General features: G+C 66.6%; 29 protein-coding genes. 15 read left to right on the forward strand and 14 right to left on the reverse strand.

Annotated features, from left to right (window positions below; genetic code table 11):
• Positions 1-4 precede the first annotated feature (4 nt).
• Entirely contained in the window at positions 5-391 is a 387-nt protein-coding gene (locus ACESK8_RS12505; RefSeq protein ID WP_372968898.1) for a VOC family protein, read from the reverse strand.
• A 64-nt stretch (positions 392-455) separates the two neighbouring features.
• Positions 456-1,163 carry a helix-turn-helix transcriptional regulator gene (locus tag ACESK8_RS12510; RefSeq protein ID WP_372968899.1) on the reverse strand — a complete coding sequence of 236 codons (708 nt, stop codon included), beginning with the start codon at positions 1,161-1,163 and terminating at the stop codon, positions 456-458.
• A 98-nt stretch (positions 1,164-1,261) separates the two neighbouring features.
• On the opposite strand from ACESK8_RS12510, the gene ACESK8_RS12515 reads away from it, so the two are divergent.
• Positions 1,262-2,158: an NAD(P)H-binding protein gene (locus ACESK8_RS12515; RefSeq protein ID WP_372968900.1), complete on the forward strand. Its 897-nt coding sequence runs from the start codon at positions 1,262-1,264 to the stop codon at positions 2,156-2,158.
• On the opposite strand, the gene ACESK8_RS12520 is transcribed toward ACESK8_RS12515, so the two are convergent.
• Positions 2,127-2,957, reverse strand: a complete 831-nt coding sequence (locus ACESK8_RS12520; protein ID WP_372968901.1) for an alpha/beta fold hydrolase — start codon at positions 2,955-2,957, stop codon at positions 2,127-2,129. The two genes, ACESK8_RS12515 and ACESK8_RS12520, sit on opposite strands and share 32 nt — an antisense overlap.
• Positions 2,958-3,032: 75 nt before the next feature.
• Here ACESK8_RS12520 and ACESK8_RS12525 point away from each other — a divergent pair, with 75 nt between their 5' ends.
• Together ACESK8_RS12525 and ACESK8_RS12530 are read left to right on the forward strand one after the other, a co-directional pair.
• Positions 3,033-5,693 carry a BTAD domain-containing putative transcriptional regulator gene (locus tag ACESK8_RS12525; RefSeq protein ID WP_372968902.1) on the forward strand — a complete coding sequence of 887 codons (2,661 nt, stop codon included), beginning with the start codon at positions 3,033-3,035 and terminating at the stop codon, positions 5,691-5,693.
• A gap of 60 nt (positions 5,694-5,753) precedes the next feature.
• Entirely contained in the window at positions 5,754-6,314 is a 561-nt protein-coding gene (locus tag ACESK8_RS12530; RefSeq protein ID WP_372968903.1) for a dihydrofolate reductase family protein, read from the forward strand.
• 84 nt (positions 6,315-6,398) lie between these two features.
• Here ACESK8_RS12530 and ACESK8_RS12535 read toward each other — a convergent pair whose 3' ends face one another.
• From ACESK8_RS12535 to ACESK8_RS12545, 3 genes are all read right to left on the reverse strand, one after another.
• Positions 6,399-7,151, reverse strand: a complete 753-nt coding sequence (locus ACESK8_RS12535) for a hypothetical protein (protein ID WP_372968904.1) — start codon at positions 7,149-7,151, stop codon at positions 6,399-6,401.
• A 1-nt stretch (position 7,152) separates the two neighbouring features.
• Complete coding sequence (locus ACESK8_RS12540; RefSeq protein WP_372968905.1) at positions 7,153-7,647, reverse strand: hypothetical protein; 495 nt, start codon at positions 7,645-7,647, stop codon at positions 7,153-7,155.
• Between the two features lie 203 nt (positions 7,648-7,850).
• Positions 7,851-9,044, reverse strand: coding sequence for an MFS transporter (locus tag ACESK8_RS12545; RefSeq protein ID WP_372968906.1), 1,194 nt, complete (start codon positions 9,042-9,044; stop codon positions 7,851-7,853).
• A 31-nt stretch (positions 9,045-9,075) separates the two neighbouring features.
• On the opposite strand from ACESK8_RS12545, the gene ACESK8_RS12550 reads away from it, so the two are divergent.
• Entirely contained in the window at positions 9,076-10,071 is a 996-nt protein-coding gene (locus ACESK8_RS12550) for a LacI family DNA-binding transcriptional regulator (protein ID WP_372968907.1), read from the forward strand.
• Positions 10,072-10,122: 51 nt separating this feature from the next.
• The gene (locus ACESK8_RS12555) at positions 10,123-10,692 is read left to right on the forward strand and encodes a TetR/AcrR family transcriptional regulator (protein ID WP_372968908.1); all 570 of its coding nucleotides are present in this window, start codon (positions 10,123-10,125) and stop codon (positions 10,690-10,692) included.
• A 17-nt stretch (positions 10,693-10,709) separates the two neighbouring features.
• On the opposite strand, the gene ACESK8_RS12560 is transcribed toward ACESK8_RS12555, so the two are convergent.
• On the reverse strand, positions 10,710-11,090 hold the full coding sequence (locus ACESK8_RS12560) for a hypothetical protein (protein WP_372968909.1): 381 nt from the start codon (positions 11,088-11,090) through the stop codon (positions 10,710-10,712).
• A 38-nt stretch (positions 11,091-11,128) separates the two neighbouring features.
• Positions 11,129-11,434, reverse strand: a complete 306-nt coding sequence (locus ACESK8_RS12565) for a hypothetical protein (protein WP_372968910.1) — start codon at positions 11,432-11,434, stop codon at positions 11,129-11,131.
• A 72-nt stretch (positions 11,435-11,506) separates the two neighbouring features.
• Between ACESK8_RS12565 and ACESK8_RS12570 the strand changes: the two genes are divergently transcribed.
• Positions 11,507-11,782 carry a hypothetical protein gene (locus tag ACESK8_RS12570; protein ID WP_372968911.1) on the forward strand — a complete coding sequence of 92 codons (276 nt, stop codon included), beginning with the start codon at positions 11,507-11,509 and terminating at the stop codon, positions 11,780-11,782.
• Between the two features lie 5 nt (positions 11,783-11,787).
• On the opposite strand, the gene ACESK8_RS12575 is transcribed toward ACESK8_RS12570, so the two are convergent.
• A complete protein-coding gene (locus tag ACESK8_RS12575) occupies positions 11,788-12,642 on the reverse strand; it encodes an SDR family NAD(P)-dependent oxidoreductase (protein ID WP_372968924.1) in 855 nt (284 codons plus the stop codon).
• Between the two features lie 178 nt (positions 12,643-12,820).
• Here ACESK8_RS12575 and ACESK8_RS12580 point away from each other — a divergent pair, with 178 nt between their 5' ends.
• From ACESK8_RS12580 to ACESK8_RS12590, 3 genes are all read left to right on the forward strand, one after another.
• A complete protein-coding gene (locus ACESK8_RS12580) occupies positions 12,821-13,993 on the forward strand; it encodes an HNH endonuclease family protein (protein ID WP_372968912.1) in 1,173 nt (390 codons plus the stop codon).
• Positions 13,994-14,216: 223 nt separating this feature from the next.
• Positions 14,217-14,594 (forward strand): hypothetical protein, encoded by a 378-nt coding sequence (locus tag ACESK8_RS12585; protein ID WP_372968913.1) that lies wholly within the window; start codon positions 14,217-14,219, stop codon positions 14,592-14,594.
• Positions 14,595-14,604: 10 nt separating this feature from the next.
• Positions 14,605-15,042 carry a hypothetical protein gene (locus tag ACESK8_RS12590; RefSeq protein WP_372968914.1) on the forward strand — a complete coding sequence of 146 codons (438 nt, stop codon included), beginning with the start codon at positions 14,605-14,607 and terminating at the stop codon, positions 15,040-15,042.
• Between the two features lie 171 nt (positions 15,043-15,213).
• On the opposite strand, the gene ACESK8_RS12595 is transcribed toward ACESK8_RS12590, so the two are convergent.
• Positions 15,214-15,720, reverse strand: coding sequence for a MarR family winged helix-turn-helix transcriptional regulator (locus tag ACESK8_RS12595; protein ID WP_372968915.1), 507 nt, complete (start codon positions 15,718-15,720; stop codon positions 15,214-15,216).
• A gap of 90 nt (positions 15,721-15,810) precedes the next feature.
• Here ACESK8_RS12595 and ACESK8_RS12600 point away from each other — a divergent pair, with 90 nt between their 5' ends.
• Entirely contained in the window at positions 15,811-16,740 is a 930-nt protein-coding gene (locus ACESK8_RS12600) for an NADP-dependent oxidoreductase (RefSeq protein WP_372968916.1), read from the forward strand.
• Complete coding sequence (locus ACESK8_RS12605; protein WP_372968917.1) at positions 16,737-17,270, forward strand: (deoxy)nucleoside triphosphate pyrophosphohydrolase; 534 nt, start codon at positions 16,737-16,739, stop codon at positions 17,268-17,270. Before ACESK8_RS12600 ends, ACESK8_RS12605 begins: the two co-directional genes overlap by 4 nt.
• Here the strand turns inward: ACESK8_RS12605 and ACESK8_RS12610 are convergent.
• Positions 17,260-18,339, reverse strand: a complete 1,080-nt coding sequence (locus ACESK8_RS12610) for a hypothetical protein (protein ID WP_372968918.1) — start codon at positions 18,337-18,339, stop codon at positions 17,260-17,262. The genes ACESK8_RS12605 and ACESK8_RS12610 overlap by 11 nt on opposite strands.
• A 138-nt stretch (positions 18,340-18,477) precedes the next feature.
• Here ACESK8_RS12610 and ACESK8_RS12615 point away from each other — a divergent pair, with 138 nt between their 5' ends.
• Together ACESK8_RS12615 and ACESK8_RS12620 are read left to right on the forward strand one after the other, a co-directional pair.
• Complete coding sequence (locus tag ACESK8_RS12615) at positions 18,478-19,392, forward strand: restriction endonuclease (protein ID WP_372968919.1); 915 nt, start codon at positions 18,478-18,480, stop codon at positions 19,390-19,392.
• 87 nt (positions 19,393-19,479) lie between these two features.
• Positions 19,480-19,920 (forward strand): hypothetical protein, encoded by a 441-nt coding sequence (locus ACESK8_RS12620; RefSeq protein ID WP_372968920.1) that lies wholly within the window; start codon positions 19,480-19,482, stop codon positions 19,918-19,920.
• A gap of 81 nt (positions 19,921-20,001) precedes the next feature.
• Here the strand turns inward: ACESK8_RS12620 and ACESK8_RS12625 are convergent, their stop codons facing one another.
• Complete coding sequence (locus tag ACESK8_RS12625) at positions 20,002-20,373, reverse strand: PH domain-containing protein (protein ID WP_060927749.1); 372 nt, start codon at positions 20,371-20,373, stop codon at positions 20,002-20,004.
• 163 nt (positions 20,374-20,536) lie between these two features.
• On the opposite strand from ACESK8_RS12625, the gene ACESK8_RS12630 reads away from it, so the two are divergent.
• Both ACESK8_RS12630 and ACESK8_RS12635 read left to right on the forward strand, forming a co-directional pair.
• Positions 20,537-21,460 (forward strand): DUF2510 domain-containing protein, encoded by a 924-nt coding sequence (locus tag ACESK8_RS12630; protein WP_139305208.1) that lies wholly within the window; start codon positions 20,537-20,539, stop codon positions 21,458-21,460.
• Between the two features lie 114 nt (positions 21,461-21,574).
• The gene (locus ACESK8_RS12635) at positions 21,575-22,171 is read left to right on the forward strand and encodes an HAD family hydrolase (protein WP_372968921.1); all 597 of its coding nucleotides are present in this window, start codon (positions 21,575-21,577) and stop codon (positions 22,169-22,171) included.
• 108 nt (positions 22,172-22,279) lie between these two features.
• On the opposite strand, the gene ACESK8_RS12640 is transcribed toward ACESK8_RS12635, so the two are convergent.
• Both ACESK8_RS12640 and ACESK8_RS12645 read right to left on the reverse strand, forming a co-directional pair.
• Complete coding sequence (locus ACESK8_RS12640) at positions 22,280-23,986, reverse strand: dipeptide ABC transporter ATP-binding protein (protein WP_372968922.1); 1,707 nt, start codon at positions 23,984-23,986, stop codon at positions 22,280-22,282.
• A 124-nt stretch (positions 23,987-24,110) separates the two neighbouring features.
• Positions 24,111-25,019 (reverse strand): LysR family transcriptional regulator, encoded by a 909-nt coding sequence (locus tag ACESK8_RS12645; protein ID WP_372968923.1) that lies wholly within the window; start codon positions 25,017-25,019, stop codon positions 24,111-24,113.
• Positions 25,020-25,122 lie beyond the last annotated feature (103 nt).

Genomic DNA, 25,122 nt, shown 5'->3' on the forward strand with positions numbered 1-25,122 from the left:
GGACTCACCCTCCCCGCGGACCCTCCCACCCCGACCAGCCCGGGCGGTCGACGATGCAGAACCGGTTGCCCTCGGGGTCTTCCATGATGACGTAGTCGGCATCCTCGGGCCGCTTGTCCCAGTGCACCTCGCGCGCACCGAGCTCGGTCAGGCGGCGGACTTCGGCGGCCTGATCCTCGGCGTAGATGTCGAGGTGGATGCGCGGCGGCAGCATCCGCTCGGAATGGTGCGCGTCCAGGGCGATGCAAGGAGTGTCAGCGTCGCGAGGTTTCATCACGACCCAGTCGCCGGATGCGGGGTCCCGCTCGACATAGTCCAGCGCCGCCTGCCAGAAGCGGGACTGAGCGAGGAGGTCATTCACGCGGATCACGATCGACACGATCTTCAGCATGCCGGTCAGCGTAGGTCGGCTCCGGGTGGCCGGACAGGGGCTTGCGCCGCAGCATCCGAAGTTTTCAGGAGGGATCGATCCGCCCGAAGTCGCTTGTCAGCCACGCCTCGATCGAGGGGAACGGGAACTCGCGAGGCGCGTGGATGCCGGGAAGGATGCTGGTCGACAGCATCCGATCGAGTCGGAACAGTCGCCAGTCGTCGCGGTCGATGTCGAATCCGACGACGTACCAGTGCCGATTCCGCAGGAAGTGGCGGTACGGCTCCACGACCCTCGTCGACCGCGCGCCGTGCTGGTCGGTGTACTCGAAGCGGACTCTGGCACCGCGCGCGACGGCATCCGAGAGCGTCCCGACCAGCGACCAGTCGACCGGAGCCGGCGATTCCTGCAGGATCTGCGTCGAGATCGCGGTCGCCGCCGCTCGCCGTCGCAACGCGGGCGACAGGGTCTGCTCGAGCTTGGTGCGCGCTACGGATGCCGAAGGGTCGCCCGGCGTCCACGTCTCGAGCACGAGCAGGCTGGTGATGATCGTCGCGACCTCGTCGGCGCTGAGTAGCAGCGGCGGGATCTTCGTGCCGGGAACCAGACGGTACGCGGCGCCCGGGCCTGGCCGCGACCGTACGTCGTAGCCGAGGTCGCGCAGTCGCTGCGCGTCTCTCCGCACGGTCCGCGTGCTGGCGTCGAGACGTTCGGCAAGCGCGTCGACGCTCCACTCGCCGCCCGTCTGGAGCAGCGTGAGCAGGTGCAGGGTGCGGTTCGACGGGGAGTCCACGCCTCCATGATCGTCGAAGATGCGGCCAGAATCAGGCCGCATCGCGATCTAGCGTGGCCAGTCCAGGGCAAGAGACAGGCACGACGAAGGGACTCACCATGCGAATCGCCGTCACCACACCGAACGGCAACGTCGGACGACCCCTCAGTCAGATGCTCGTGCGCGCCGGCATCCGTCCGCTGCTGCTCACCCGGCATCCCGAGCAGATCGCCGACGATCTCCTGCCGCACGTTGACGTGGCGCGCGCGGACTCACGGAATGCGAGCGAGGTCGCCGCGGCGACGCGGGGAGTGGATGCGCTGTATTGGGTCGATCCGTCGGCGATGTCGGAGGATCCGCTGGCCGACTACGCCCGCGCCACGGATGCCCTTGTGGCCGGCGTGGTCGAGAACCGCATCGGGCGGGTGGTGTTCCAGAGCAGCGTCGGCGCCGAGAAGCGTCACGGTGCCGGGGAGATCGACGGACTCGCGGCGACCGAGGTGGCGCTGGATGCCCTCGACATCGACGTCACGCATCTGCGGTGCGGCTACTTCTTCAGCAACCTGCTGCTCGACGTCGAGTCCCTGCGGTCGGGGCGGCTGCAGACTGTGCTGCCGCTCGATGCGCCGATGGCGTGGGTCGCGCCGCGCGACATCGCCGAGGTCGCGGCGCTGACCCTGCTCAACCGCGAGTGGACCGGGCGCCGTGTGCAGGCCGTGCACGGTCCGGCGAATCTGAGCTGGTCGCAGGTCGCCAAGATCCTCAGGCAGGAGCTCGGGCGGGACGTGACGGTCGAGCGGATCTCGGATGAGGCGATGCGGCGGGGCTTGATCGAGGTCGGGATGCCCGACGCGATGGCGGACGCCGTGCTCGGGATGTCGACCGGGCTGCGGGATGGGTTCGTGCCCGAGCAGGAACGGTCGATCGTGACGACGACACCCACGAGCCTGCAGGCGTGGGTGCGGGAGGAGTTGGTCGGCTGGCTCACTGCGCGTCGAGCTCGCTCCAGAACGTGACGATCGCCTCCGCGAGCGCATCGGGCTGCTCGACCGCCACCAGGGTGCGGGCACCCGCGACCACAAGTGACCGGGCGTCGGGAATCTCCGCTGCTGCCGCGCGCATCTCTGCGGGGGTCCACTCGCCGCGGTCGTCACCGGTGATCAGAAGGGTGGGTGCCGCGATCCGCGGCAGACGGTGGGTGGCGTCAGCGCGATTGATGATGAACGAGGTGACCGTCTTCGCGATGCTCTCGCGGTGCACTCTCGTCAGAGCGCGGTCGATGACATCGGTCATCGGGCGGAGCTTGGCGTGCGCCGGTATGAGCTGGGCGTCGTGGATCACGTGCCGGAGATGTGCGATCGGTCCGAATCGAGCGAGGATCTGGTTCGCGATGATCAGCTTGATGCGGAAGACAGGGTCGATCGGCTCGACGGGCGAGCTCACCGCGACCAGGGAGCGGATCAGGTCAGGGGAGAGCGCAGCCAGCGTCATGCCGACGTGACCGCCCCACGCGCCGCCCACCCAGTCCACGCTGCCCCCAGGCGCCAGATGATCGATGATCTGCGCGCCGACCTCGGCACACTCCTCGATGGACGAGAGGCGTGTCAACGGCGCACTGTCTCCATAGCCGGGGCCGTCGATGACGACGAGCGTGCGGTGCGGAGCCAACTGGTCGATGGTGCCTCCCCAGGAGTCGCCGTCGACGAACATGCCGTGCCACAGCAGCGCGATGGGCCCTGTGCCGAGGATGGTCGCGGAGATATCGCCGAGTGATGTGCGGAAACTGGTCTGGATCGTGTTCTCGGTGTGCGTCATCGCTCCAGCCTGAGGCTCGGCATCGGGCGTCTCCGCGGGTCTCGATCGAATGCAACGTTCGTGCAATGATCAGCTGTGGCCACTGCGCACGTGCAGCTTCTCGACAGGGTCGACGCCGACGTCGACGGGGTCGTCGTCGAGCTGGGCGGCAGGCTTCCGCGGGCGCTGCTGGCCAGGCTCGCGCTCGAGCGAGGGGCCCCGGTGGCCGTCGCCGACCTGCTCGTGGACCTGTGGGTCGATCCGCCGGCGCAGGCGACGGCCACCCTGCGCGCCTACATGTCGCGTCTTCGAGCAACCGCGCTGGGGCCGTGGCTCCACGGAGGTCGCTCGGGTTATCGCCTGGTCGACGACTCGGCGGTGCACGTGGACCTGTGGAAACTGGAGGATGCGGTGAGATCGCCGCTCTCCTCCGATCTCGTTCAGGTGCGGTCGCTGCTGAGTCGATGGCGGGGCGCACCGCTCGGGGGAATCGGAGAGCCGCCTTTCGTCGGTGCGGCTCGAGACCGGATGCGGCGGGGCGTCGATGCTGTGCGATTGGAGGGCGCCCGGCTCGACCTCGATGCGGGGCGTCATTCGGATGCGCTGGTCGCTTTGCTCGAGTTGCGGCGAGAGCATCCTGACGACGAGGACCTGCTGGCGCTCGTCCGGGTCGCGGAGGCACGCGCCGACATGGGCGAGCGCGCTGTCGTGAGAGTGCGTGGAGGACACGTTCTCGGTTCGGCGCGAGTGCCTCGCCGAGACTCCGCTCGCGGACCGGGCAGGCAGGGTCGCGTGTACGGCGTGCCGGCACCGATCGCGAAGATGGTGGGTCGACGAGACGAGCGCGCGGCTCTGACCGCGGCGCTCGACGTGGCGCGACTGGTGACGCTCACGGGTGCGGCCGGTGTGGGCAAGACGCGGCTCGTCGTCGATTGGCTGGGCGGCGGCGCTGCCTCGCGCGAAGAGCACGTCTGGTTCGTCGGTCTGGGTGGAGCTGCGGCGACCGTGGAGGCGACAACCGAGGTGATCGCGTCCGCGACCGGCGCCCCGCACGCATCGGTTGAGGGGGTCGCCGAGCACCTGGCGGATCGCAGCGGCATCCTGGTGATCGACGGAGTGGATGCCACGAGCGACGCCGTCGCTTCGATCGCCAGCGCGGTGCTCGCCCGCGCGAGGGGCATTGCGATCCTGTCGACGTCGCGACGCGAGCTCGGCGTGCCCGGCGAGAGCGTGATGCGCCTCGATCCGCTGACGGTGTCGGAGGCGTGTGAGCTCTTCGAGGCGAGGCTGGTGCCGGAGGCTCGAGCTGTCGACAGTGCAGCGGTCACTCGACTCGTCGACGTGCTGGGACGGTTGCCCTTGGCGATCGAGTTCGCGGCGGCGCGAGCGGCGTCGATGCCGCTGGAGGAAGTCGGGAGCTCGCTGCTCCGAGACATCGGGCGGTCTGCGCAGGTGGGGGAGCTGCCGTTGGCGGGGGCGCTGCGGTCGTCGCTCGACCTTCTGTCGGCAGATCAGCGCGACACACTGCACAGCCTCGCTGGGTTCCGGGCGCCGTTCACACGCGAGGCCGTCGCCGCGGTGTGCGGAGGACGCTCGCGGGATGTCGATCTCGACCGTCTCGTCGCCTACTCGCTCGTGTCCGCCGAGGAGCGGGCGGGCGAACCTGTGTTCCACGTGGCAGAGCTGATCCGTCGTGCTGCCCTGGGTGACGCCGCGCCAGACGCAGCATGGCGTCGACGCCACCGCGAATGGTTCGGCGCCAGAGCGGCCCTCGCATCGGTCGCTCTCACTGCTCGCGGATCGTCCGCTGAGATGCTGCGTCTACGCACCGAATGGCCCGACATCACTGCTGCATTCGACTGCTCCGTCTCTGATGGCGATAAAGAGACGGCTGCGACGATCTCCGGAGGACTTCTGTGGTTCGGGGTGCGCGCGGGGCGTCAGCAGGAGCTGATCGCGATGACCCGTCAGGCGTGCGCCCTGCCCGGTGCGGTCGACGTCGCCCTCGAGGCCGGACTCTTCTCGACCAGAGGCTTCCTCGCCTACCAACTCGGGTCGATGGACGAGGCAGCGGAATGGATCTCGGCTGCACGCGAGCGCGCGGAGCGTTCGGATGATCACGCACTCAGGGGGCTCGCTGCGGCGTTCTCGGCCTATCTGCTCACTCTCAGCCCGACGCCGTCACGCCACCCGACGCATGAGGTGGAGGCGGCGCTCGAGGGCATCGATCGCATGCCCGATGCCGCCGCGGCCATGGTCCTGCTCATCACGGGGCAGGTGCAGCGAGCATCCGGGCGCTCGCAGGCGGCGGTCGACCTCCTCGAACGTGCGGGCGCTCTCGCATCGCGGTGCGGGCACGAGTGGGTGGCGCTGATGGCTCCGGTCATCGCCGCGAAAGTGCATCTCGATCTTCGGCACGGAGCGCCCGCGGTGGCGACGTTGCTGCCGGTGATCCGTCGAGCGGCCGCGCATGACGATCCGGTGTCGCTTCTGATCGCCGTGTCGGTCGCCGCGGGTGCTGCCGCAGCGCTCGGTGCCGATGCGACCGGGGCGCAGATCATCGGCGCCGTCGACGCCATCGGACGACGCTACGGCTTCGATCCCCGCGCCAACGAACCGGCCGACTTCGAGCTGTATCGGCGCAGAGTGCGCGAAGGTCTCACCGAGGCAGAGTGGCGGACGGAGTATGTGTCGGGACTGCGGCGGGAACCCGGCGAGCTCGTCGAGCTGGTGCTCGGTCTTGCAACGCTTCGGTGAGCGGCGAGATACCCTGATCCCGTTGAACAGGCACCGCCCGCATCGAAGGAGATCGGCGAGATGAGACCACTGCGCTACTCGATCAACGTCACGCTCGACGGCTGCGTGCATCATGAGGCGGGCGTTGCTCCGGACGAGGAGCTGATGGGGTACTGGACCGCCGAGATGCAGCGGGCGGATGCCGTGCTCTACGGGCGGACGACCTACGAGATGATGCAGTCCGCGTGGCGGCGTCCGGACTCCGGAGCGTGGCCGGACTGGATGCAGGAGTGGGAGACGCCGTTCGCCGACGCCCTCGACCGCATCCCGAAGCACGTCGTCTCGAGCACGCTCAGCGAGGTCGACTGGAACGCAGAGCTCGTCCAGGGCGACCTCGGCGAAGCGGTCCGACAGCTGAAGCAGCAGCCGGGCGAGGGGCTGTCGGTGGGTGGGGTGACTCTGCCGCTGGCGCTCGCCGCCCTCGGACTCATCGACGAATACACCTTCGTCGTGCATCCGATCATCGCCGGGCACGGACCCCGGTTGCTCGATGGGCTGCAGGAGAGTCTGCGGCTCGAGTTGGTGAGCCGGCGGGAGTTCGGATCGGGAGCGGTGGCGCAGACGTACCGGGTGCGGGTCTGAGCCCAAGGTAGGGGCCCGCGCTCTCCGGGGCCGAAGGGTCAGGATCGCACTCCGGCCCGGGCCGACAGAATCGTCCGGGCAGCGTCAGCGATCCCGGATGCGAGCGAAGTCCGTGTCGTCGATGTCTTGCAGTCCGATGGTCAGCGGAGTGAGTCTTGTGCTCTGTGCTGCTCCGTCGCGATCGATGTAGTCGAGGGTGGGACTGAAGATGTGGAAATCCGCGTCATCGTCGCACGTCAGCGACACCCTGACCGAGTCGGTCGCCGCATCCATGGAGATTCCGTCGACCTCGACGTGGGAGTTGCCGGAGTGAAAGGCCTGCACGGTCTTCGTCGATGAGGGCAGCGGAAAGTCGGCGGTTGTGCACGCCGACATCGCGGCGATCGCGGCCGAAACCTGATCGGTGGCGAACTCCTCTGGTTCAGCGCTGGCGAGGGTCCATGATCCGACATCCACTCGAACAGGCTCGGGCGTCTCGGTGAAGACGAGACCCACGGATGTGAAGGAGATGCCTTCGGGTGGAGGCAGGAGATCGAACGCGATGTTGCCGAGGTCGTAGCCGCCGGAGCCTTCTCCCCGGATGACCTCGAACTCGCCGGGGCCCACCGACGCGTCGCCGGGAAGCGCGACTCCGGTCAGGTCGGTCCAGATCGGGTCGTCGGCCGAGGCAGCGAAGATGAGGTTGACGGGGTACGCCTGGCCCGACGGATACACGACGTCGGCCGAGGTGAGAGCGAACGGCGGAGCGAGGATCTCCGTGTCAGATGGTGCGCAGGAGGTGAGGGATGCGCTCGCCGCGATCACGAGCGCACCCACCACCAGCATGGGTCGCTTCATGTCACTGGTAGTGCACGATGAGGTACTGGTCCTTCGTCGGGGCGTAGAGGCTGCCGTAGGTCCAAGTGGCACCCGGGACCGGCTTGCCGTCCTGATGGTAAGCGGTCTTGATGCCGTACTTGTTGTAGTTGGAGGCGAGCCCCAGCTTCGAGTACCGGGTACTGCTCGCGGCGATGTTCACCGTGATCGAGTAGCTCTTCGTGACGGTTCCCGAGACGCCGATATTGCTCGAAGCGGTCGGCCCGCTCACGCCGAGACCGGCTGAGACTGTGGCGCTCACCGTCGTCGAAGAGTTCCATGAGTAACCTGTCGACCTCGCCCACGCTTCGGTCAGGTACTTCACGAACTTCTTCTGAATGAGTACAGGGCCGCTCACCTTCACGGCCCGCTTCACAGGAGCGCCGCACACGACGCAGTCCGGCGCGCTGTCGTCGACAGCATCCGTTCCGCCGCCGCCGTTGCTCGTCGTCTCGGCGGAGACAGCGCTGCTCGACACTGTTGCGGCGGCTGCAGATGCTGGCAGAGTGCCTGCGCCTATAAGCGTCGCGACGATTAGTGCCCCAGCAGCCCATCTCGGATCGATCTCGTCTTCATTGACTTCCTCGTTCCTTCATATGTGATCTGATATGACCCATTAACGTCCTCATATGAGGTGTGAGCAATATATTCTCTAGCGCGCGGCATCCGCGGACGGAGCGGTCACTCAGACGTATTGGCCAGTGGATTGATTGCTGCGGACTCAAGCCGCGCGCTCGACACACGGTTCCGTCGAGCGAGCAGCAGCGGCGCGAGCACGGCGAAGATGACCGCGAGCGCCGCGACGCCGACCATGGAGCCACGCATTCCGGCGAAAGTGGAAAGCAGCCCGACGTAGACCGGTCCGAGGATGAAGCCGATGTACGAGATCGCCGTCATCGCCGAGGTGGCTCGACCGCGTTGCGCCGGAGCGACGTCGCGCGTCGCCTCGCTGAGCAGCGTCGGATAGAGCACTGCTGTGCCGATCGCGGCCAGGGCGAGGCCACCGATCGCCATCGGGACGGTGCTCGCCGTGCTGACGAGGAGAGTGCCCGCTGCAGCCAGAGCCGCGCCGCCGATCAGCAGCATCCGTGGGGAGAGGCGCGGGAGGGCGCCGACCGTGAACCTGGTCGCCGCCGCGAACAGGGCGAAGGTCGCCGGGGCGAGGGCCGTCACGGCAGGATCCGCCCCGAGCACGTCGCCGACGAAGATGGCGCTCCAGCTCTGGTGCGCGTTCTCGATGGCGAAGCCGAGCGCACCCACGAGGCCGACGGCGACGAACGGGATCCACCAGAGCGGCCTCACGTGCGGGTGCGGGGTCTCCGCGGAGGCGCGGTGCGCGCGGTCACCGGTCATCATGACGACGACCCCGGCGATCGCGAGCGCCGCGCCGGCGACGAGGAACACCGCCTCGGGTCCGAACCCGAGGGAGCGCAGTCCGCCGGCTCCTGCGCTGCCGAGCACGACGGATGCCGAGAAGACCCCGTGGGCGACCGTGATCACTCTCCGTCCTGAGCGCTGCTCGACGAGGCCCGCCTGAGCGTTGATCGCGACATCGGCCGCGCCGGATGAGGCGCCGACCAGGGTCATCCCGATGATCAGGCCGAGGAGGTCGTGGGCGATCGCCGCGATCGTCACCCCCGAGACGGCCAGCAGGATCAGCAGGACGCCGCCGATCCGGCTGCCGAAGCGATCGACGGCCCGCCCGACCAGCAGCATCGCGGGAAGGGCTCCGGCGCCGACGAACAGCAGCGCGATACCCAGCGCGGACTCGTCGACGGCAGCGGAGTCGCGGAGCGCCGGCAACGCGGCTCCCCAGGTTCCCCAGAACAGGCCGTAGGCGGCGAAGCCCAGGTACGCAGATGTTGCTCCTCGCATCTGTGTAACGATACACACGTAGGATGAGGATGTGAAGTCAGATCATGTGACGATGCGCCAGGTCGCAGCCGAGGCCGGCGTCGGCATGATGACGGTGAGCTACACATACACACGGCCCGACCGCGTCGCGGCGTCGACCCGTGAACGGGTGCTCGAGGCGGCGGCACGACTCGGATATCGGGGGCCCGATCCGGTCGCGAGGTCGCTGCGTCGCGGCGCGACCCGGAACCTCGGAGTGGTGTTCGGCGAGCACCTGACCTACGCATTCGAGGATCCGCAGGCCGCTCGATTCCTGGCAGGCGTGTCGAGTGTGTGCGTGGCCGAGCGGCTGGGGCTGACGCTCATTCCCACCACTGGTGACCCCGACGACATCGAGCGCGTGCGGGAGTCGGCCGTCGACGGTTTCGTGGTCTGGACCACCACTGCCGACGATCCCGTGCTCGATGCGGTGGCAGCGACGGGGCGGCCCGCCGCCGTGCAGGGGGGTCCCGCTCGAGAAGGGATCACCCTCGTCAGCGCGGACGACGAGGCGGCCGCGTACGCGATCGCCTCCCACATGCTGCGCACCGCTCGATCGCCGCTGGTGCTGTCCGAGCCGACCGATGCTGACCGGGTGGCCCGACTGGTCCGGGGGCCGGACCCCGACGTGTCCTTCCCCGTCACCCGCAATCGCCTCTCGGGATATCGACGCGCTTTCCTCGATTCGGACAGGGACTGGGCTGGTGCTCCGGTCGCGATCGTCAGCCGCAACACGCGAGACGACGCGCGAGCGGCGGTCACTGCAGCGCTCGAGGAGGTCCGACCGGATGCCGTCATCGCGATGAGCGATCAGCTCGCGGCGGGTGCGATCGACGTGCTCGGCGACTCCACGCCGGTCAGCGGATGGGACGACAGCGAGCTCGCTCAGAGTCTCGGGTTCTCGAGCGTGCGTCAGTCGCTGTTCGATCAGGGGGCGGCGTGCGCTCGAGTCGCTGCGGGACTCGCGACCGACGTGAATCCGGCGCCGTGGGAGCTGATCATCCGATAGAAGGGTCGACGGTGCGCGAATCGGATGCCCGCACCTGAGTAGCCTGTTCAGGTGCCCCGTCCTCGAAGTGAAGCTGCGCGCCAGTCCGTGCTGGAGGCGATGCGCGCCGCCGTCGTGGCCGGTCAGTACGAGGCGGTGACGATCGAGGGGCTCGCCGAGACGGCCGGAGTCTCGAAGCAGACGATCTATCGGTGGTGGCCGTCGAAGGCCGCGATCCTCGGTGAGGCGCTGCTCGAGGGGGACCTGCCCGGCGCGGATCCCGCTGTCGCGATGAGCGACGACATCCGTGCCGACCTGCATGCGTGGTTCTCGACGATGTCTGCCGGGCTCGCGCGGCCCGAGGGCGTCGCGCTCGCACGGGCGCTGATCGCGGTGACCGCCACGGACCACGAGCTCGGACTCGCGCTGAACGAGCGGCTCGCGGCGCCGATCCGCTCGTGGGTGGCCGAACGGATCGCGCGAGGACAGGCTGCCGGCGAGATCCGGGAAGACGTGGATGCTGACGCGATCGCCGACCAGCTCATCGCCATGGCGTCGTACGCCGCGCTGATCGGTCAGCCGTTGAGTGCCGAGCGCGTCGAGGAGACGGTGACGCGGCTGCTGCGGGGGATTGCGCTGTAGCTAGCCGCGACCCGGGGTCACGGTGTGCAGTAGGCGACCATCTCGTCGGTCGCGGTGCGCATGTTCGTGGACGCTGCATCCAGGCCGGCGACGTCACCGGTGATCGCTTTCTCGCCCTCGGTGACGAACGCGTCGATGCTCGTGGTCCAGGCGTCGCGGAGGGTGACGAACTCCTCGGGTCCGTCGACCCCGCGGATGTTCTCGGCCACGCTGCGGACCTCGTCGAGCGCCGCCTGCGCGGCCTCGGGAGTCGGCGAGCTGACGCTGTCGATCACACCCGCCACCTGCGCGGCCTGAGCTGCGACCTGGCCGCACGCGGCGATGGTCGACGCCTGCGCGCATCCGGAGAGCAGCAGGATGCTGACGGCCAGCGTCGCGAGCGCGGGGAGCTTCTTCATGCTGGCCAGGGTACCGACGCGAGATGTGAGGAGTACGCCTAGCCCCAGGCGGGCCCGACGAAGGTCACGGGCTTTCCGGCTGCGCGCGCGTAGTCGATCTCTCGCGTCGTGGACTCGCCGAAGCGCTCGCCGCTGTTCACCACCACGATGCGGTCGGCCAGGTCGATCCTGCACAGGTGCAGCTCTCCCAAAGCAGCCTTCTGGTCGTCGGAGATCGGGGTGTCGATCTCGGCAGGCATGAGGACGATGACGCCGGCGAGCGTCAAGGACTGGCTCACTGTCCCCATGTCCTCGGCGAACCGCATGGAGCCGCAGATGCAGACAATCTCGGGACGTTCGGGCACGGTGTCAGTCTCTCACTGGGGCTGGGGCGAGCGGTCTGAGCCTCTGATGGTGCCGCGGTCTAGGCTCTGCTCATGAGCGAGCCCGCCGCCGAGCCTTCCCTGATCCAGCAGCGCATGGCACTGCAGCGCCGCAAGAACTTCGCGCTCTACACAATCGTGTTGTCGGCGGTCATGGCCGCGGCATGGGCCGTCGTGATCATGCTCGATCCGAGCGCGCCGTACCGATGGATCAGCTTCGTCGTCTTCGGGGCAGGAGTGGTTGTCGGGATATTCGAGCTGCGCAAGGCGCGTCGAGCGATCGGCGAGTTCGAAGGCCGGCATGGCCGCCATGCCGGCCTCCAAGACTGAGCTGCTTACTGCACCGACCATCCTCCATCCGACGCCAGGATCGCGCCGTTGATGTTCACGGCGTCGTCCGACAGCAGGAACGTGATCGACGCGGCGAGGTGCTCGGCGGTTGCCACCGTCGGGATCGCCTGCTGGAACGGGGCCAGGCGGCCGGAGCCGTACTCCGACATGTTCGGGGGCATCGGGATGCCAGTGGCGACGCCGCCCGGGGCGACGGAGTTCACGCGGATGCCCTTCGGCCCGTACATGAACGCCGCGGACTTCGTGACGCCGATGATGCCGTGCTTGCTGGCCGTGTAGGCGTTGCCCGAGGAGTTGCCGCGCAGGCCCGCTTCGCTCGAGACGTTGAGGATCGAGCCGCGGCCGGCCTTCTCCATGATCGGCAGCACCGCGCGCATGAGCTTGAACGGGGCGGTGAGGTTGATGGCGATGACGCGGTCCCAGACGGCATCCGTCGTCTCGCCGGCGGGGGAGAAGTCGTCGTTGATGCCGGCGACGTTCGCGAGGGCGTCGATGCGGTCGCCCGCGGCGGCGATGACGGCGTCGATCGCGTCCTGCTTGGTGAGGTCTCCGGCGACGGTGGTGATGTCGGCATCCGGCAGTTCGGCCTTCAGGGCGTCGAGCTTCTCGGCGGCGATGTCGGAGGCGATGACGCGTCCGCCTTCGCGGGCGATGCGGGATGCCGTCGCCTTGCCGATACCGGATGCTGCGCCCGTGACGATCACGGTCTTGCCAGCGAAGCGTCCGGTGGTGGGCTTCTCGGTCCAGCCCTCGGATTCGTCGGCCTCGGGGATCTCACCGCCGTTGGCCGCGCGCACCAGGTCGTCCACGACCGACTGAGGAAGCTGGCCCTGGCTCATCGCGACCAGCTGCTGCAGCGGGAGGCCGAGCACGGGGGTGAGGAGCTCGGGGTCGGCGCCCGTACGCGGCTGGAGGCACAGGAGGCAACAGCAAGGGTCACCGCAAGCTCTTCCTCACCCGCGATCGGCCGTGGGTTCCGTTCAAGCGCATCGTGATCCGTCATCGGAAGGCCTAATCATGGAGACCACGCTCGAGCAGTACAGCGTTAGAGACGTCGTGGAGGGATTCACTTATTCCGACCTGGAGGAGAAGGGCCTGTTTGGTCTGAGTGGGCAGCTGGTTATTCAGCCCGAGTATCAACGGGGATATCTCTACGCCGACGGTCGCGGGCGAGATCGCGACGTCATTGACTCGCTCATCAGGGGCTATCCACTTGGTCTGATTTACTTCGTGCGTACCGCCAACGGGACCCTGGAGGTGCTCGACGGCCAGCAGCGCATCACCAGCATCGGACGATTTGTCCAGAATAAGTTCGCCGTCGTTCTGGACGGTCGAGAGCAGACGTTCTCGTCGCTGCCCAAAGAGGTCAGAGAGCGCATCATGGGCTCCACGCTTCTCGTCTATGTCTGCGAGGGTGAGGAGAAGGAAATCACGGACTGGTTTGAGACCATCAATATTTCCGGGGTGCCGTTGAATCACCAAGAGCTTCTCAACGCTATTTTTTCTGGTCCGTTCATTACTAAGGCGAAGGCCGAATTCTCCAACAGTCAGAACGCGAACATGCAGAAATGGGGGGCTTACCTTAAGGGTGATCCCAAGCGTCAGGAGATTCTCGAGACTGCGCTCAAGTGGGTCGCGTCGGCAAAAGGCCAGGAGGTGGACCGCTTTATGGGCGACCACCGCGACGACGAAAACATAGACGGGCTCAAGACGTACTTCACCACGGTGATTGACTGGGTGGGGACAGTGTTCCCCGGCGCGCCGAGGAAAGAGATGCGCGGGCTAGAGTGGGGACGTCTCTATGAGAAGTACCACGCGACGGCCTACAACCCCGCGAAGGTGCGCGAGCAAGTGGATGACCTGCATGACGACCTCGGGGTCGGACGCCCATCTGGTATCTATGAGTATGTCCTTAGCGGCTTGACCGACACGAGACTCATCGGTATTCGGCTGTTCGACGAGAAGACCAAGCGGGCGGCTTACAAGCGTCAAACCGACGCGGCGAACGGGGCCGGCGTCTCGAACTGTCCGCTGTGTGCGGCGGGAAGCAACGCGAATAGGACGCGCATTTACGCCATCGGCGACATGGATGCGGATCACGTGACTGCGTGGAGCAAGGGTGGGGCGTCGGACCTCGCGAACTGCGAGATGCTTTGTGTAATGCATAATCGCGCCAAAGGTAACCGTTAACAACGACGGCCCAGGTTGATGTCGAGCGCTGACCGAGGTGGTTGGGTTGCATATTCTGGCACCGCGACTTTGGCTCGACGATCGGGTGAGACCTGTGCGCCAGCGTCTCCGAACCTAGTCAAGGAGTCGGCGCAGCGCACGAAGCGCCGCGACACCGAGAGCGAGGAAATATGGTCTCTGCCCGAAAGAGTATCCGTCGGAGGCGAGGCGTATTGTGTTGGATGTGATAGAAATCATCGGGACGGTCGCGACCGTTCTCGCCCTTGTTTGGGCGATCGTAGCTACGGTGCAGACTAGGCGCGACCTACTCGAGGAGACACGGCGGCAGTTTGACTTGGGTCTCTTGGCTGAGATGTGGAAGGTGCTCGGCGAGACCGGCAACGTGAGCGCGTTGCGTGGGCACGTCGGTGCACTTATTCGCGATAGGAACGATGCGCCGGATCTTCCTCTGCTACGAGCCTATCTCGGAGTGAAGCCAGACTCCTCCGGGCAGAGCCTTCTGGTCGGTATGGACGGTTTAAAGGCGACGGATCAGCGGCTAATTGACGCCGCACAGGCTGAGATCGACGAGGCGATCAATCGCCGTGTAGCTGGAAGTTAGGGGCAACTCGATGCAAACAGCAGCCGAGCGTCAGTATCTTATTCGTCACCAAGGCGATATTGATGCCTTTCTCGCTGACCTCTCCGAACGGGATCTGTTGCGTGACAGCGTGCGTGAAGAGTGGCGGCACGCCGTCCGGTCTGCGATCCTGCTTCGGAATCAGTTGAAGGGGATGGGTGCGTACCGCGCCGATGGTGTATACAAAGGAACGCTGATCAATCTCGAGTACGCCTTCAAGAGTTTCTTGCGGCGAGCCGGGCATGACGGCGTCGACTTCGATAAAAGCGTCAGTACCGGGTACCGGGCGCTGATCGAGCTGCAAGAGACGGTCGCGCAACAGGTTGAGAACCTCGTGCGAGACGACCCGGCCCTCGCAGCGACATACATGGGCCTGCCCGCTGAGATCCGCGGGAACAGTAAGCGAACTCGTGATTTTCACGGTTTGTGAGTGTTCTTGAGCGGGCTCGCAGGTCCGGTCGTAGAAGCGGCTGCCTCCGAGTACGTTCCACGCGCAGACCCCGAGTACCGCCGCCAGGCCAACGCGCGCGAGTCCGAGTAGAAGGGCCCACGCAGAATCTGGGACTTCCTCCGCACCCGACTCGCGACGCGATGCCGCCGGCTAGTTCGGTTTCGTGGTGCGAGTTCGCGACGCAGCACTCCGTGGCGGTTCCGCCCGCAGGTGCCCACTGACCTGGGTCATCACCCGCGCGAGCATCTCCACGTCCTCTGCGCTGAGCGACTCGAACAGATGCGTCTTCACGGCTTCAATGTGCCCAGGGAACACCTTGGCCAGTACATCCCGCCCCTCATCTGTGATCGCGACGATGGTGCTGCGCTCATCCTCCGATGACGGACCACGCGTGACGAGCCCGCGCTCCTCCAAGGACTGCGCCTGATACGTCAGCCCACTTCGGCTGTACACGACTCCATCGGCAAGGTCCGTCATCCGCTGCGCCCCACCCGGAGCGTCGCCGAGCCGGGCGAGCAGCTGGAACTGCACGTAGCTGAGCTTTCCGACGTCGCGCAGCTGCTTCTCGACCGCATGCCGAAGCAGGCTGCTCACCTCGGTGAAGGCGAAGTAGGCCGCAAGCTCCGTCGAGGAGAGCTGAGGGGGTGGTGTGCTCATGGATCCAGTATAGGTGTTGCTTCGAATTCGAAGCAGTGCTAGCTTCGTTATATTACTTCGAATTCGAAGTACCTGACGAGAGGAAAGATCATGAAGGCAGTACGGTTCCACGAAGTGGGCGGCCCCGAGGTTCTGCAGTACGAGGAGGTCGACCAGCCCAACCCGGGTGCCAGCCAGGTACGGCTGCGCGTCGCAGCATCCGCATTCAGTGCTGCCGACAACGGCATGCGCGCCGGCTTCCTTCCGATTCCGGTGGCGCTCCCGCACATCCCCGGATACGACGTATCGGGAACGGTCGACGCCCTGGGCGACGGAGTCGACGGTTTCGCTCTGGGTGACGCGGTGATCGCCTTCTTGCCGATGGCGACCGACGGCGGAGCTGCGGAGTACGCCATCGCCCCAGCGGATGCACTCGTCGCCGCTCCGACCACCGTGCCGCTCGCGGATGCTGCGGGGCTCCCGTCGGTGGCGCTCACCGCGCGTCAGGCGCTCTTCGACGACGGTGGCCTCGAAGCAGGGCAGCGAGTGCTCATCGTCGGTGCCGGTGGAGTCGTCGGCAAGTACGCGATCGCCCTAGCGAAGCGTGCTGGGGCGTTCGTCATCGCGACAGCCAGCCCGCGGAGTGCAGACGCCGTCCGTGCCGCGGGTGCCGACGAGATCATCGACCACACCGAGACCGACGTCTTGGATGCCGTCACCGAAGAGGTCGACCTCCTGCTCAACCTGGCTCCCATCGCGCCCGACGAGTTCACTGCCCTTGTGCGACTCGTGCGCGATGGGGGAGTCGTTGTGAGCACCACTGCCTGGATGCCGGCCCCGGACGACGCCGAACGTGGCGTGAAGTCTGTAGTCGTCTTCGTTCGGAGTGACGCGGAAAAGCTCGCGGAGCTGGTGTCGCTGGTCGACGAGGGCGTGCTCACCTTGGAGGTCACCCGGCGCATCCCGCTGACCGAGCTCCCGGCGCTGCACGCGGAGGCGGCGGAGGGTCGGGTCACGGGCAAGGTCATCGTCATTCCGTGAGCGGCTGGCGACATCTCTCGAGCCAGGGCACGAGCGAGCGCAGGGCCAGTGAGTACCTGCGCTCGCCGACCCGGCACTGGCGTACCTCCGTCACTGTTAGCGTGCTCTCGGAGGCAGCCATGAATCAAAGTCGCGTTCTCGACGTGGTCGCTGCGGTGATCGAACGTGAGGGAATGGTGCTTGCTTGCCGGCGCCGACCGGAGAAGGCGGCGGGGGGCAAGTGGGAGTTCCCGGGCGGAAAGATCGAGCGAGACGAGACCAGTGAAGAGGCCCTCGTGCGTGAGATTCAGGAGGAGTTGGAAACCGAGATCGAGATCACTGGTCGTCTGAGAACCGACGAGACACAAGTCGGCGACACCGTGATTCGGCTCGCGTGCTTCCGCGCACGGCTACTCGAGGCGGCGCCCACGAGGAGTTCTGACCACGATGAGATCCGGTGGGTGAGGCTCGCCGACCTGCCCGCACTGGATTGGGCCGCTCCGGACCTACCAGCGGTCGCTGAGCTGTCGAGGGCCACCCCTAGTCAATGACCGAGAACCCGTCGCCTTCACGCACGATCAAGACGATGCCTAGGTCCGACAGAAGTGACTCCAGATGCGGAACCGGACGACTAGGAAGCAAGATCGCGGGAACCGCTGCGCGCCCCGAGTTGCGCGCAAGCAAGGCATAGTCGAGCACTTGGCCGATTGCTGTGCGGACGTACTCTCGTGCGGGTGACTTCTTTGCCTCGACGATCCATCCGGTCTCCTCGACGTAGAGGTCTGGCTTGATGGTGGCTCCCGCGGAGGCAAGTGACAGTGCACGCGGCGTCTGGCCACGCGCTTCAATCCACCGCCCGAAGTCGGCCTGCAGAGCGAACTCGATACGCGATGCGACGCGGTCGTTGAGCAACACCGGCGCTTCAACGACGTAGGACGAGGACTCCGGCGGCATCCAGGATGCGATCCGAACATCACCGGTGGGAGCGCTCGGTCGCGGGTCCAGCGCCTCGATGTCGGCGACAACAGGGACGAGCTTGAAGATGATCCCCTTCCGGCGGGCGTTCTCCGAGTCAGGGATCTCGCGGATCGTGTAAGCCGGATCCCCGGTCGTGAACTCACCGACGTACGTCACCGAGGTGCCCTGTTTGGTGAATAGGCGTATCGGTCGCCCGGCTTCAGCGGCGTCCCGGAGCGCCACGTTCCCGCGCGTAAACACCTGGTCCCCGTACTGACCCTCGCCTGTATAGAGGAATGACCCGTCCTCCTGCAGCCCTTCGAATGCGTCGTACCCGTGCCGCGCACCGCTTTCGGGGCTGGTGATGACGAGGATGTCCGGGATTGCCCGCGGGGTGATGATTCCACCCTGTTCCTGGCCGCCATAGGCTGCGTGAATTTCCCGGCGCAGGACGGTGTCGCCGATCTCGAGAGTCCAGACTTTCGGATCGAGAGTCCGATTCGCGCCTGTGAATCGAGACCTCACGAGGTTTGCTTGAGCGTCGTCGAGCTCCCACCGCGTGACGCCGTCGGGGAGCGTGCCGTAGCGCTCGCGGAGCACGTCGCGAATGCGCTTCTGGTTGACATTGAGCTCGAGCGAAAGTTGGGCTGGAGTGGTGCTCATGGGTCGCAGCATACCGATATGCCAGGCCGTGGAGAGGCGGGTGCGAATTCGGTCGCTTTCCCCTCGCGGTGAGGCTTTTCCTTGTAACTGAGCGGGCACGGGGGCGGCGATGGCCAGTCGCCCTGCCATCATGGGTGCGTGAGATCCGTCAACACCGCATACAAGCTCGGGCGCGAGATCGGGCGTGATGTCGGTGACATCTGGCTCCCCGACGAAGTCCTGCGTCGGCAGGTGCGCCGCGTCATCGGTCCGAAGATCAACTTGTTCAAATCCGATGAAGACAAGGCTCTCGAAGCGGGGACGGGACTCCTCATCTGCACTGCCGTGCTGAGTGTGTTCGCGCTTGCGGTGACGGTTCTGCTGCTCCTTCCCAACTCTTACCTAGAAACGGCGAAGCCTTTACTGACGGTTCGTACGTCCTTGGAGTCGATGCTGGGAGGCACACCCCGTCTGTTGGTCTTCGGCATAACCGCCGCGCTCGTACTCATCACGATCATGTTCGCCATCGCGGCAGTGGTGGCCCGAAAACGCGCTGCTGAGGCGTACAGCGAGGCGGTTTCCGCACTGTACGCGGCAGGATTTCAGGGGGCGATGTCTGTACTGGAGGTGCGTCGCCGCAAGACCGGGATGGTCGTCGAGACGACAGGCCGCAGAGAGTTCTTGCCGCCATCGCCGCGTCCGCTCGGCGTTGACGCAAGGGGCGCAGAAGAGGTCGTTGCTCAGTGGATGCGTCATCTGGGAGAGGCCGATGCTGAGCTGACGAGCGTCACGGGCGACGGGGGGATCGATGTCACCGGCAGTCGCAGCTTCGCCCAGGTGAAGCACTACGCGAAAGCCGTGGGAGTCGCGCCCCTTCGCGAGCTGGCCGGAGTCGCCGCCAACGACCCGCGAGGGCGACAGCCATTGTTCTTCACCCGCACCGGATATGCGCGTGGCGCGGTCGACTTCGCGAATGCCGCCGGAATCGCACTGTACGTCTACGACGTCGAGCGCGGAGGGCTTGAAGCGATGAATGCTCGGGCGAAAACTCTCGTGCAGAACGGGATCGCGTAGAGCTGACAGGTGCACGAGGTCGAGATCGGCACCGTGCGACTGATCCGGGCGTACCAATCTGTTAGACGGAGTCGAGGAGGTCTTTGAATGAAGGCTCTAGACACTGATCCGGTGTCGAGGTGGCGCGTGCTCGGCTTGGCGGCATCCATCGCCATGCTGACCGCGGGCAGCCTGACGGCATGTGCGCCTGCATCAGACCGGTGTCTGCCCGCGCCGCTTGCGGCTTCGCCGGCGGAAGTACGCCCGGGTGAGTCCCTGACGGTCGAGAGCCAAGCTGTCGAATGCGATCTCGGGTACGAGGACGGGGCTACTTACTCGGTCGTCGTGATCTCGTCCTCAGGAGAGAAGTCCGAGGAAGTGGACGTTCCCGTCGAGCGAGATGGGAGCTTTTCGACCGACGTTGTCGTTCCCGAGTCCTTCCCCGACGGACATGCGTCCGTCGTGGTCAGCGGGAGCGCTTATGACGATTGCGGCGATGATTCCGGTTCGTGTGCCGCCTACACGATTGAGGTGATGATCGAGTCCTGACGCTCCCCGAGTGATCTCGTCTGTCTGGTCGTGAGTCGATCTACCCGGGTAGATCAGACCACGACCGTGACATGAGCGAAGTCAGTGTGCCTGCAGCACAGCCCAGGCGATCAGGCTGTCGATCCTCCGCACATCGGCGCCCTTCGAGAGCTTGACCTTGATGTGCCCGGCCCGCGTCCACAGCTCGATCTCGGAGTTCCAGTCGAGCGTGCCGGCGTTCTCGGACGACCACATGTTGATCGCGCTGTACGGCAGGGAGTAGATCTCGACCTTCTTGCCGGTGATGCCCTGAGCGTCCCGGACGATCAGACGCTTCGTCGTGAACGTCGCGGAGTCGCGGAACGTCTTGAACGACGTGATCGGCTGCTCGCCCTCCACGAGGAGTGTGTGGACGTCGGGCGGGACGGGGATCTCCTGTTGCAGGGTCCACGTGAGAATCGGCGATGCTTCCATGCTCTGATCATGGCGTACCGGCCACCTGTGCGACGACGCACGTTGCCCACGAACTACTGGTCAGAGTCCAGAAAACACGCCAGGTTCCAGCCGCGCACCGCACCCTCGTAACGAACCTGCAACACCGGGCTTTCGGCTCCCAGCGTTCTGTCAGGATGAGCGCATGACAACACCGAATGACACTCCCGCCGGCTGGTATGACGACGGCTCCGGCCGGCAGCGCTGGTGGGACGGTCAGCAGTGGGGGAACTTTGCCGATGAGGCCAACGCACCAGCTCCCCTGGCGACCGCAACCTCCGCATCCCCCGACTCCGCTTCGCCGAAGAAGCTCAACGTGCTCGCCCTCGTGTCCGCGATCGTCGCGGCCGTCGGCTTCATCTTCGCCTGCATCCCTGGCGCACTGATCCTCGGCTGGATCCTCCTGCCGATCGCCTTCGTGCTCAGCATCGTGTCTCTGTTCCTCAAGGGCGACAAGAAGTGGCTCGGCATCGTCGGCCTCATCCTCTCCATCGTCGGCACCATCGTCGGTGTCATGGTCTTCATCGGCGTCGTCGCGACGTCGGTCGATGATGCATTCGGCGATGGCGACACCACCGTGTCGCAGCCGTCCGACTCGGGCGACTCCGGCGACGAGGAGGAGGCGACCGAGGAGGAAGCCCCCGCCGCCGACGCCCAGGGCACCCGCGAGAACCCGTACCCGCTGGGCTCCGAGATCAGCAACAGCAACTGGTCCGTCGTCGTGAACTCGGTCAACCCCGACGGCAACGCAGTGGTCTCCGAGGCCAACCAGTTCAACGAGCCGGCACCCGCCGGATCGCACTACGTCATCGTGAACACCACCGTCACCTACAAGGGCGGCGACTCGAGCTACGCCGCCGAGGTCTCGGTCGACATCGTGACCGAGTCGGGCAACGTCGTCAACGGATACGACAGCCTCGCCGTGCTCACCGACGGTTTCGGCCTCGACGAACTCTACAAGGATGCCTCCGCCACCGGATCGCAAGCGTTCGTCGTCCCCGACGGCGAGACGTTCCTGATCCGCGTGACCCCCGGCATCCTCGCCGACGAGGTCTTCATCAAGCCGTAACCCCACCGTCCGTACTGCCGAGAAGCCCCGTTCAGCTCACGCTGGGCGGGGCTTCTCGCGTGACTCGCGGACGTTCGCTCGGGTAGCGTCCGAGCACCCAGCTACCCTGATCCGGTGCCTCCGATCCGCGCAGTCCTCTTCGACCTCGACGGCGTCGTCCGGCACTTCGATCCCGAGAACGTCGCGCGCATCGAGAACCAGCACGGCCTGGCCACCGGTGCGATCGAGGCCGTCGCGTTCGCTCCCCACCTCCTCGAACAGGTGACGACCGGCCGCATCTCACGCCGCGAATGGGTTCGCCGGATCGGCATCGTGATCGGCAACGCCGTTGCCGCGGAGGACTGGGGTCGCCAGCCGTTCCACGCCGACCAGCAGCTCCTCGGGCTCGTCGACGAGCTGAGAGCGCACGGCATCCGCACCGCGATCCTCACCAACGGGACCGACACGATCCCGGCCGAGCTCGCCTCGCTCGACCTCACCGACCGCTTCGAAGCCGTCTTCAACTCTGCAGAGATCGGCTGGACGAAACCCGACGTGCGGGCGTTCCAGCACGTCCTCGATCGGATGCAGCTCGCACCCGCCGAGGTGTTCTTCACCGACGACTCCGTGAGCAAGCTGGCGGGCGCGACGACGCTCGGGATGCCGACCCATCACTTCACCGGTGTCGACGGGCTGCGCGAGGCGCTGCGGTCAGCTGGCATCCCGGTGTGACCGCCTCCGATCTACCCAGGTAGATCGCCCTACTCGAACCCGCCGGTCAGCCGCCGTGATGCCAGCCACGGTGCGATTTCGGTCGCGCGCCCTGAAGCTCGGCGAGCGTCAGGCGGAGAACGCCGGAACGGCCTCGATCAGCATCCGCGTGTACTCCTCCTGCGGCGCCATGAAGATCTGCGCGGCGTCGCCGCACTCCACGAGCTTCCCGTTCTTGAGCACGGCGACGCGGTCGGCGGTCTCGGCGACGACCCCGAGGTCGTGCGTGATGAAGAGATAGGTGAGCTCGCGCTCGCGCTGCAGCTCATCGAGCAGCTTCAGGATCTGCGCCTGCACCGACACGTCGAGCGCCGAGACGGCCTCATCGAGCACGAGGAACTCGGGGTCGAGCGCGAGAGCGCGGGCGATGGCCACACGCTGCCGCTGGCCGCCCGACAGCTCGTCGGGGAACCGACCCAGCATCCCGTCGGGAAGAGCGACCTGCTCCGACAGCTCGAGGGCGCGCTTCGACCGGGACGCTCGGTCGCCCTCGCCGAACGACAGCAGCGGCTCGGTGATGAGCTGCTCGATCGTCATCCGCGGGTTCAGCGAGTCGAACGGGCTCTGGTAGACCATCTGGAACCGCCGCCGCAGCTGACGCAGCTTCTCGCCCTTCAGGTGCGTGATGTCCTCGCCGGCGAAGGAGATCGACCCGGAGGTCGGTTGCTCCAGCCGCAGCACGAGTCGCGCGAGCGTGCTCTTGCCCGACCCCGACTCGCCCACGACGGCGAGCGTCTCGCCGCGCCGCACCTCGAGAGAGACGGCGTCGACGGCGGTCAGCGAGCGGCGCTCGCCCTCGCCCTTGGGCAGCGGGAAGACCTTGGTGAGCTCGGAGACCCGCACGATCGGCTCGCCGCCGAACTCGATGCGCGCCTGGGTGGATGCCGTCCGTCGCTCGTGCGCGCTCAAACGCGGGGCTGCGGCGATCAGCTTGCGGGTGTACTCGTGCGTCGGCGCGGTCATCACCTGCTCTGCGGGTCCGGAGTCGACGATCTCGCCGTGCTTCATGACGACGACCCGGTCGGCCCGCTCGGCCGCCATCCCGAGGTCGTGCGTGATGAGCAGGATCGCCGTGCCCAGCTCCTGGGTCAGGCCGGCGAGGTGGTCGAGGATCTGCTTCTGCACGGTGACATCGAGAGCGCTCGTCGGCTCATCGGCGATGATCAGGCTCGGCTGCGCGGCCAGCGCTCCCGCGATCAGCGCGCGCTGCTTCATGCCACCCGAGAACTGGTGCGGATACTGCTTCGCCCGCTCTGCCGGATATGTGAGCCCCGCCATCTCGAGCAGTTCGACCGCACGATCATGCGCGTCGTGCTTGGTCGCGAGTCCGTGCACGAGCAGCGGCTCCGCCACCTGCACGCCCACGCGTCGCACCGGGTTGAGAGACAGTGCGGGGTCCTGGGGGACCAGTCCGATCAGACGGCCCCGGATGCCGCGCCAGCGGCGCTCGCTCAGCGGGATCAGGTCTTCGCCGTCGAACTCGATGCGCCCACCGGTGACCTCGGCGTTCGGCGCGAGGAGGTTCATGATCGACTGCGCGACCGTGCTCTTGCCGGATCCCGACTCGCCGACGATCGCGACCACTTCACCGCGACCCACGCTGAGGTTCACCCCGCGCACCGCATCGACCTCGCGGTCGCCGATCCGATAGGCGACGCGCAGATCCTCGACGCGCAGGATGTCGTCACGCGCGGCGGGTCGGCCGCCGGGTGTCGGGGTCACGGCCTCGCCGAGTCGGGCGGACTCATCGGCGGTCGCGGCGATGTCCTTCGGCATGCGTCCTCCTCGTCGAGCACGGGTCGTGTCATCAGCACTGATCATCTTCTCGTTCACGCTAGGCGTGAGGATTCATCCCGATCAAGCACTACATCGGCATTGGGCAATGCGCCCACTGCATCGATCAGTCATCGTGATCCACGTCGTCGATCAGATTCAGCAGTCGCTCGACGAGCGGATTGTGAGACTCCGAGTTCCACGCGATGTCGAGCTCGACGCTGTTCACCCGCGACGACGGGTCGGCCTCGCTGATCGGCAGCAGCGTCACGGTGTCGGGAGAGATCCGCTCGGCCGACTGCGGCACGAGCGTGAACCCGATGCCGGCGCTGACCATCGCCAGCAGGGCGGGGACCTGCCCGGCGTACTGCACGATGTGCGGGTGCACCCCGCTCGCCACGAACATCGACAGCAGCAGGTCGTGGAAGTAGCGCGCGCCGCTCGGGGAGTACATGAGCAGCGACTCGTCCTTGAGATCGATGAGCTTCACGGGCTCGGCGCGCTGCGCGAGTGCCGAGTCGCTGGGCAGCGCCACCGCGAGCCGCTCGCGGTACACCGCACGACTGCTGATCTGCGGCCGGGCGAGCAGTGGGCGCAGCAGGCCGATGTCGACCGTGCCCTTCTCGAGCTCTTCCACCTGGTCGAGCGAGACGAGTTCGCGCAGCAGCAGGGTGACGCCGGGCAGCTCGGCCGACGCGCGCCGCAGCAGATCGGGCACGACGGCCTGCCCGGCCATCGCGGTGTAGGCGATCGTGACGGTGCCGGCGGCTCCCTCACCGACCGAGCGCACGTCCGAGACGGCCTTCGCCGCGAGGTCGATCAGGCGCCGCGCGTTGGGGAGCAGCGCGCGCCCGGCCTGCGTCAGCGCGACGCGACGGCTGGTGCGATCGAACAGTCGCGTCGACAGCTCGCGCTCGAGCTGCTGGATCTGCCGACTGAGTGGCGGCTGCGTCATCTTGAGCCGGGTCGCGGCCGCACCGAAGTGCAGTTCCTCCGCGACGGCGATGAAGCACTCGAGCTGTACCAGCGAGATCATCGATCCACTCCCGACATCAATCAGTGCGAGTTTTGGTTTGTCCGCGCATCTGTCCCCACCATAGTGTCGGAGAAACTCGATGACGCGGAATCCGTCGAAGCGG

It is taken from the genome of Microbacterium sp. (genome assembly GCF_041641055.1).
Taxonomy (GTDB): domain Bacteria; phylum Actinomycetota; class Actinomycetes; order Actinomycetales; family Microbacteriaceae; genus Microbacterium.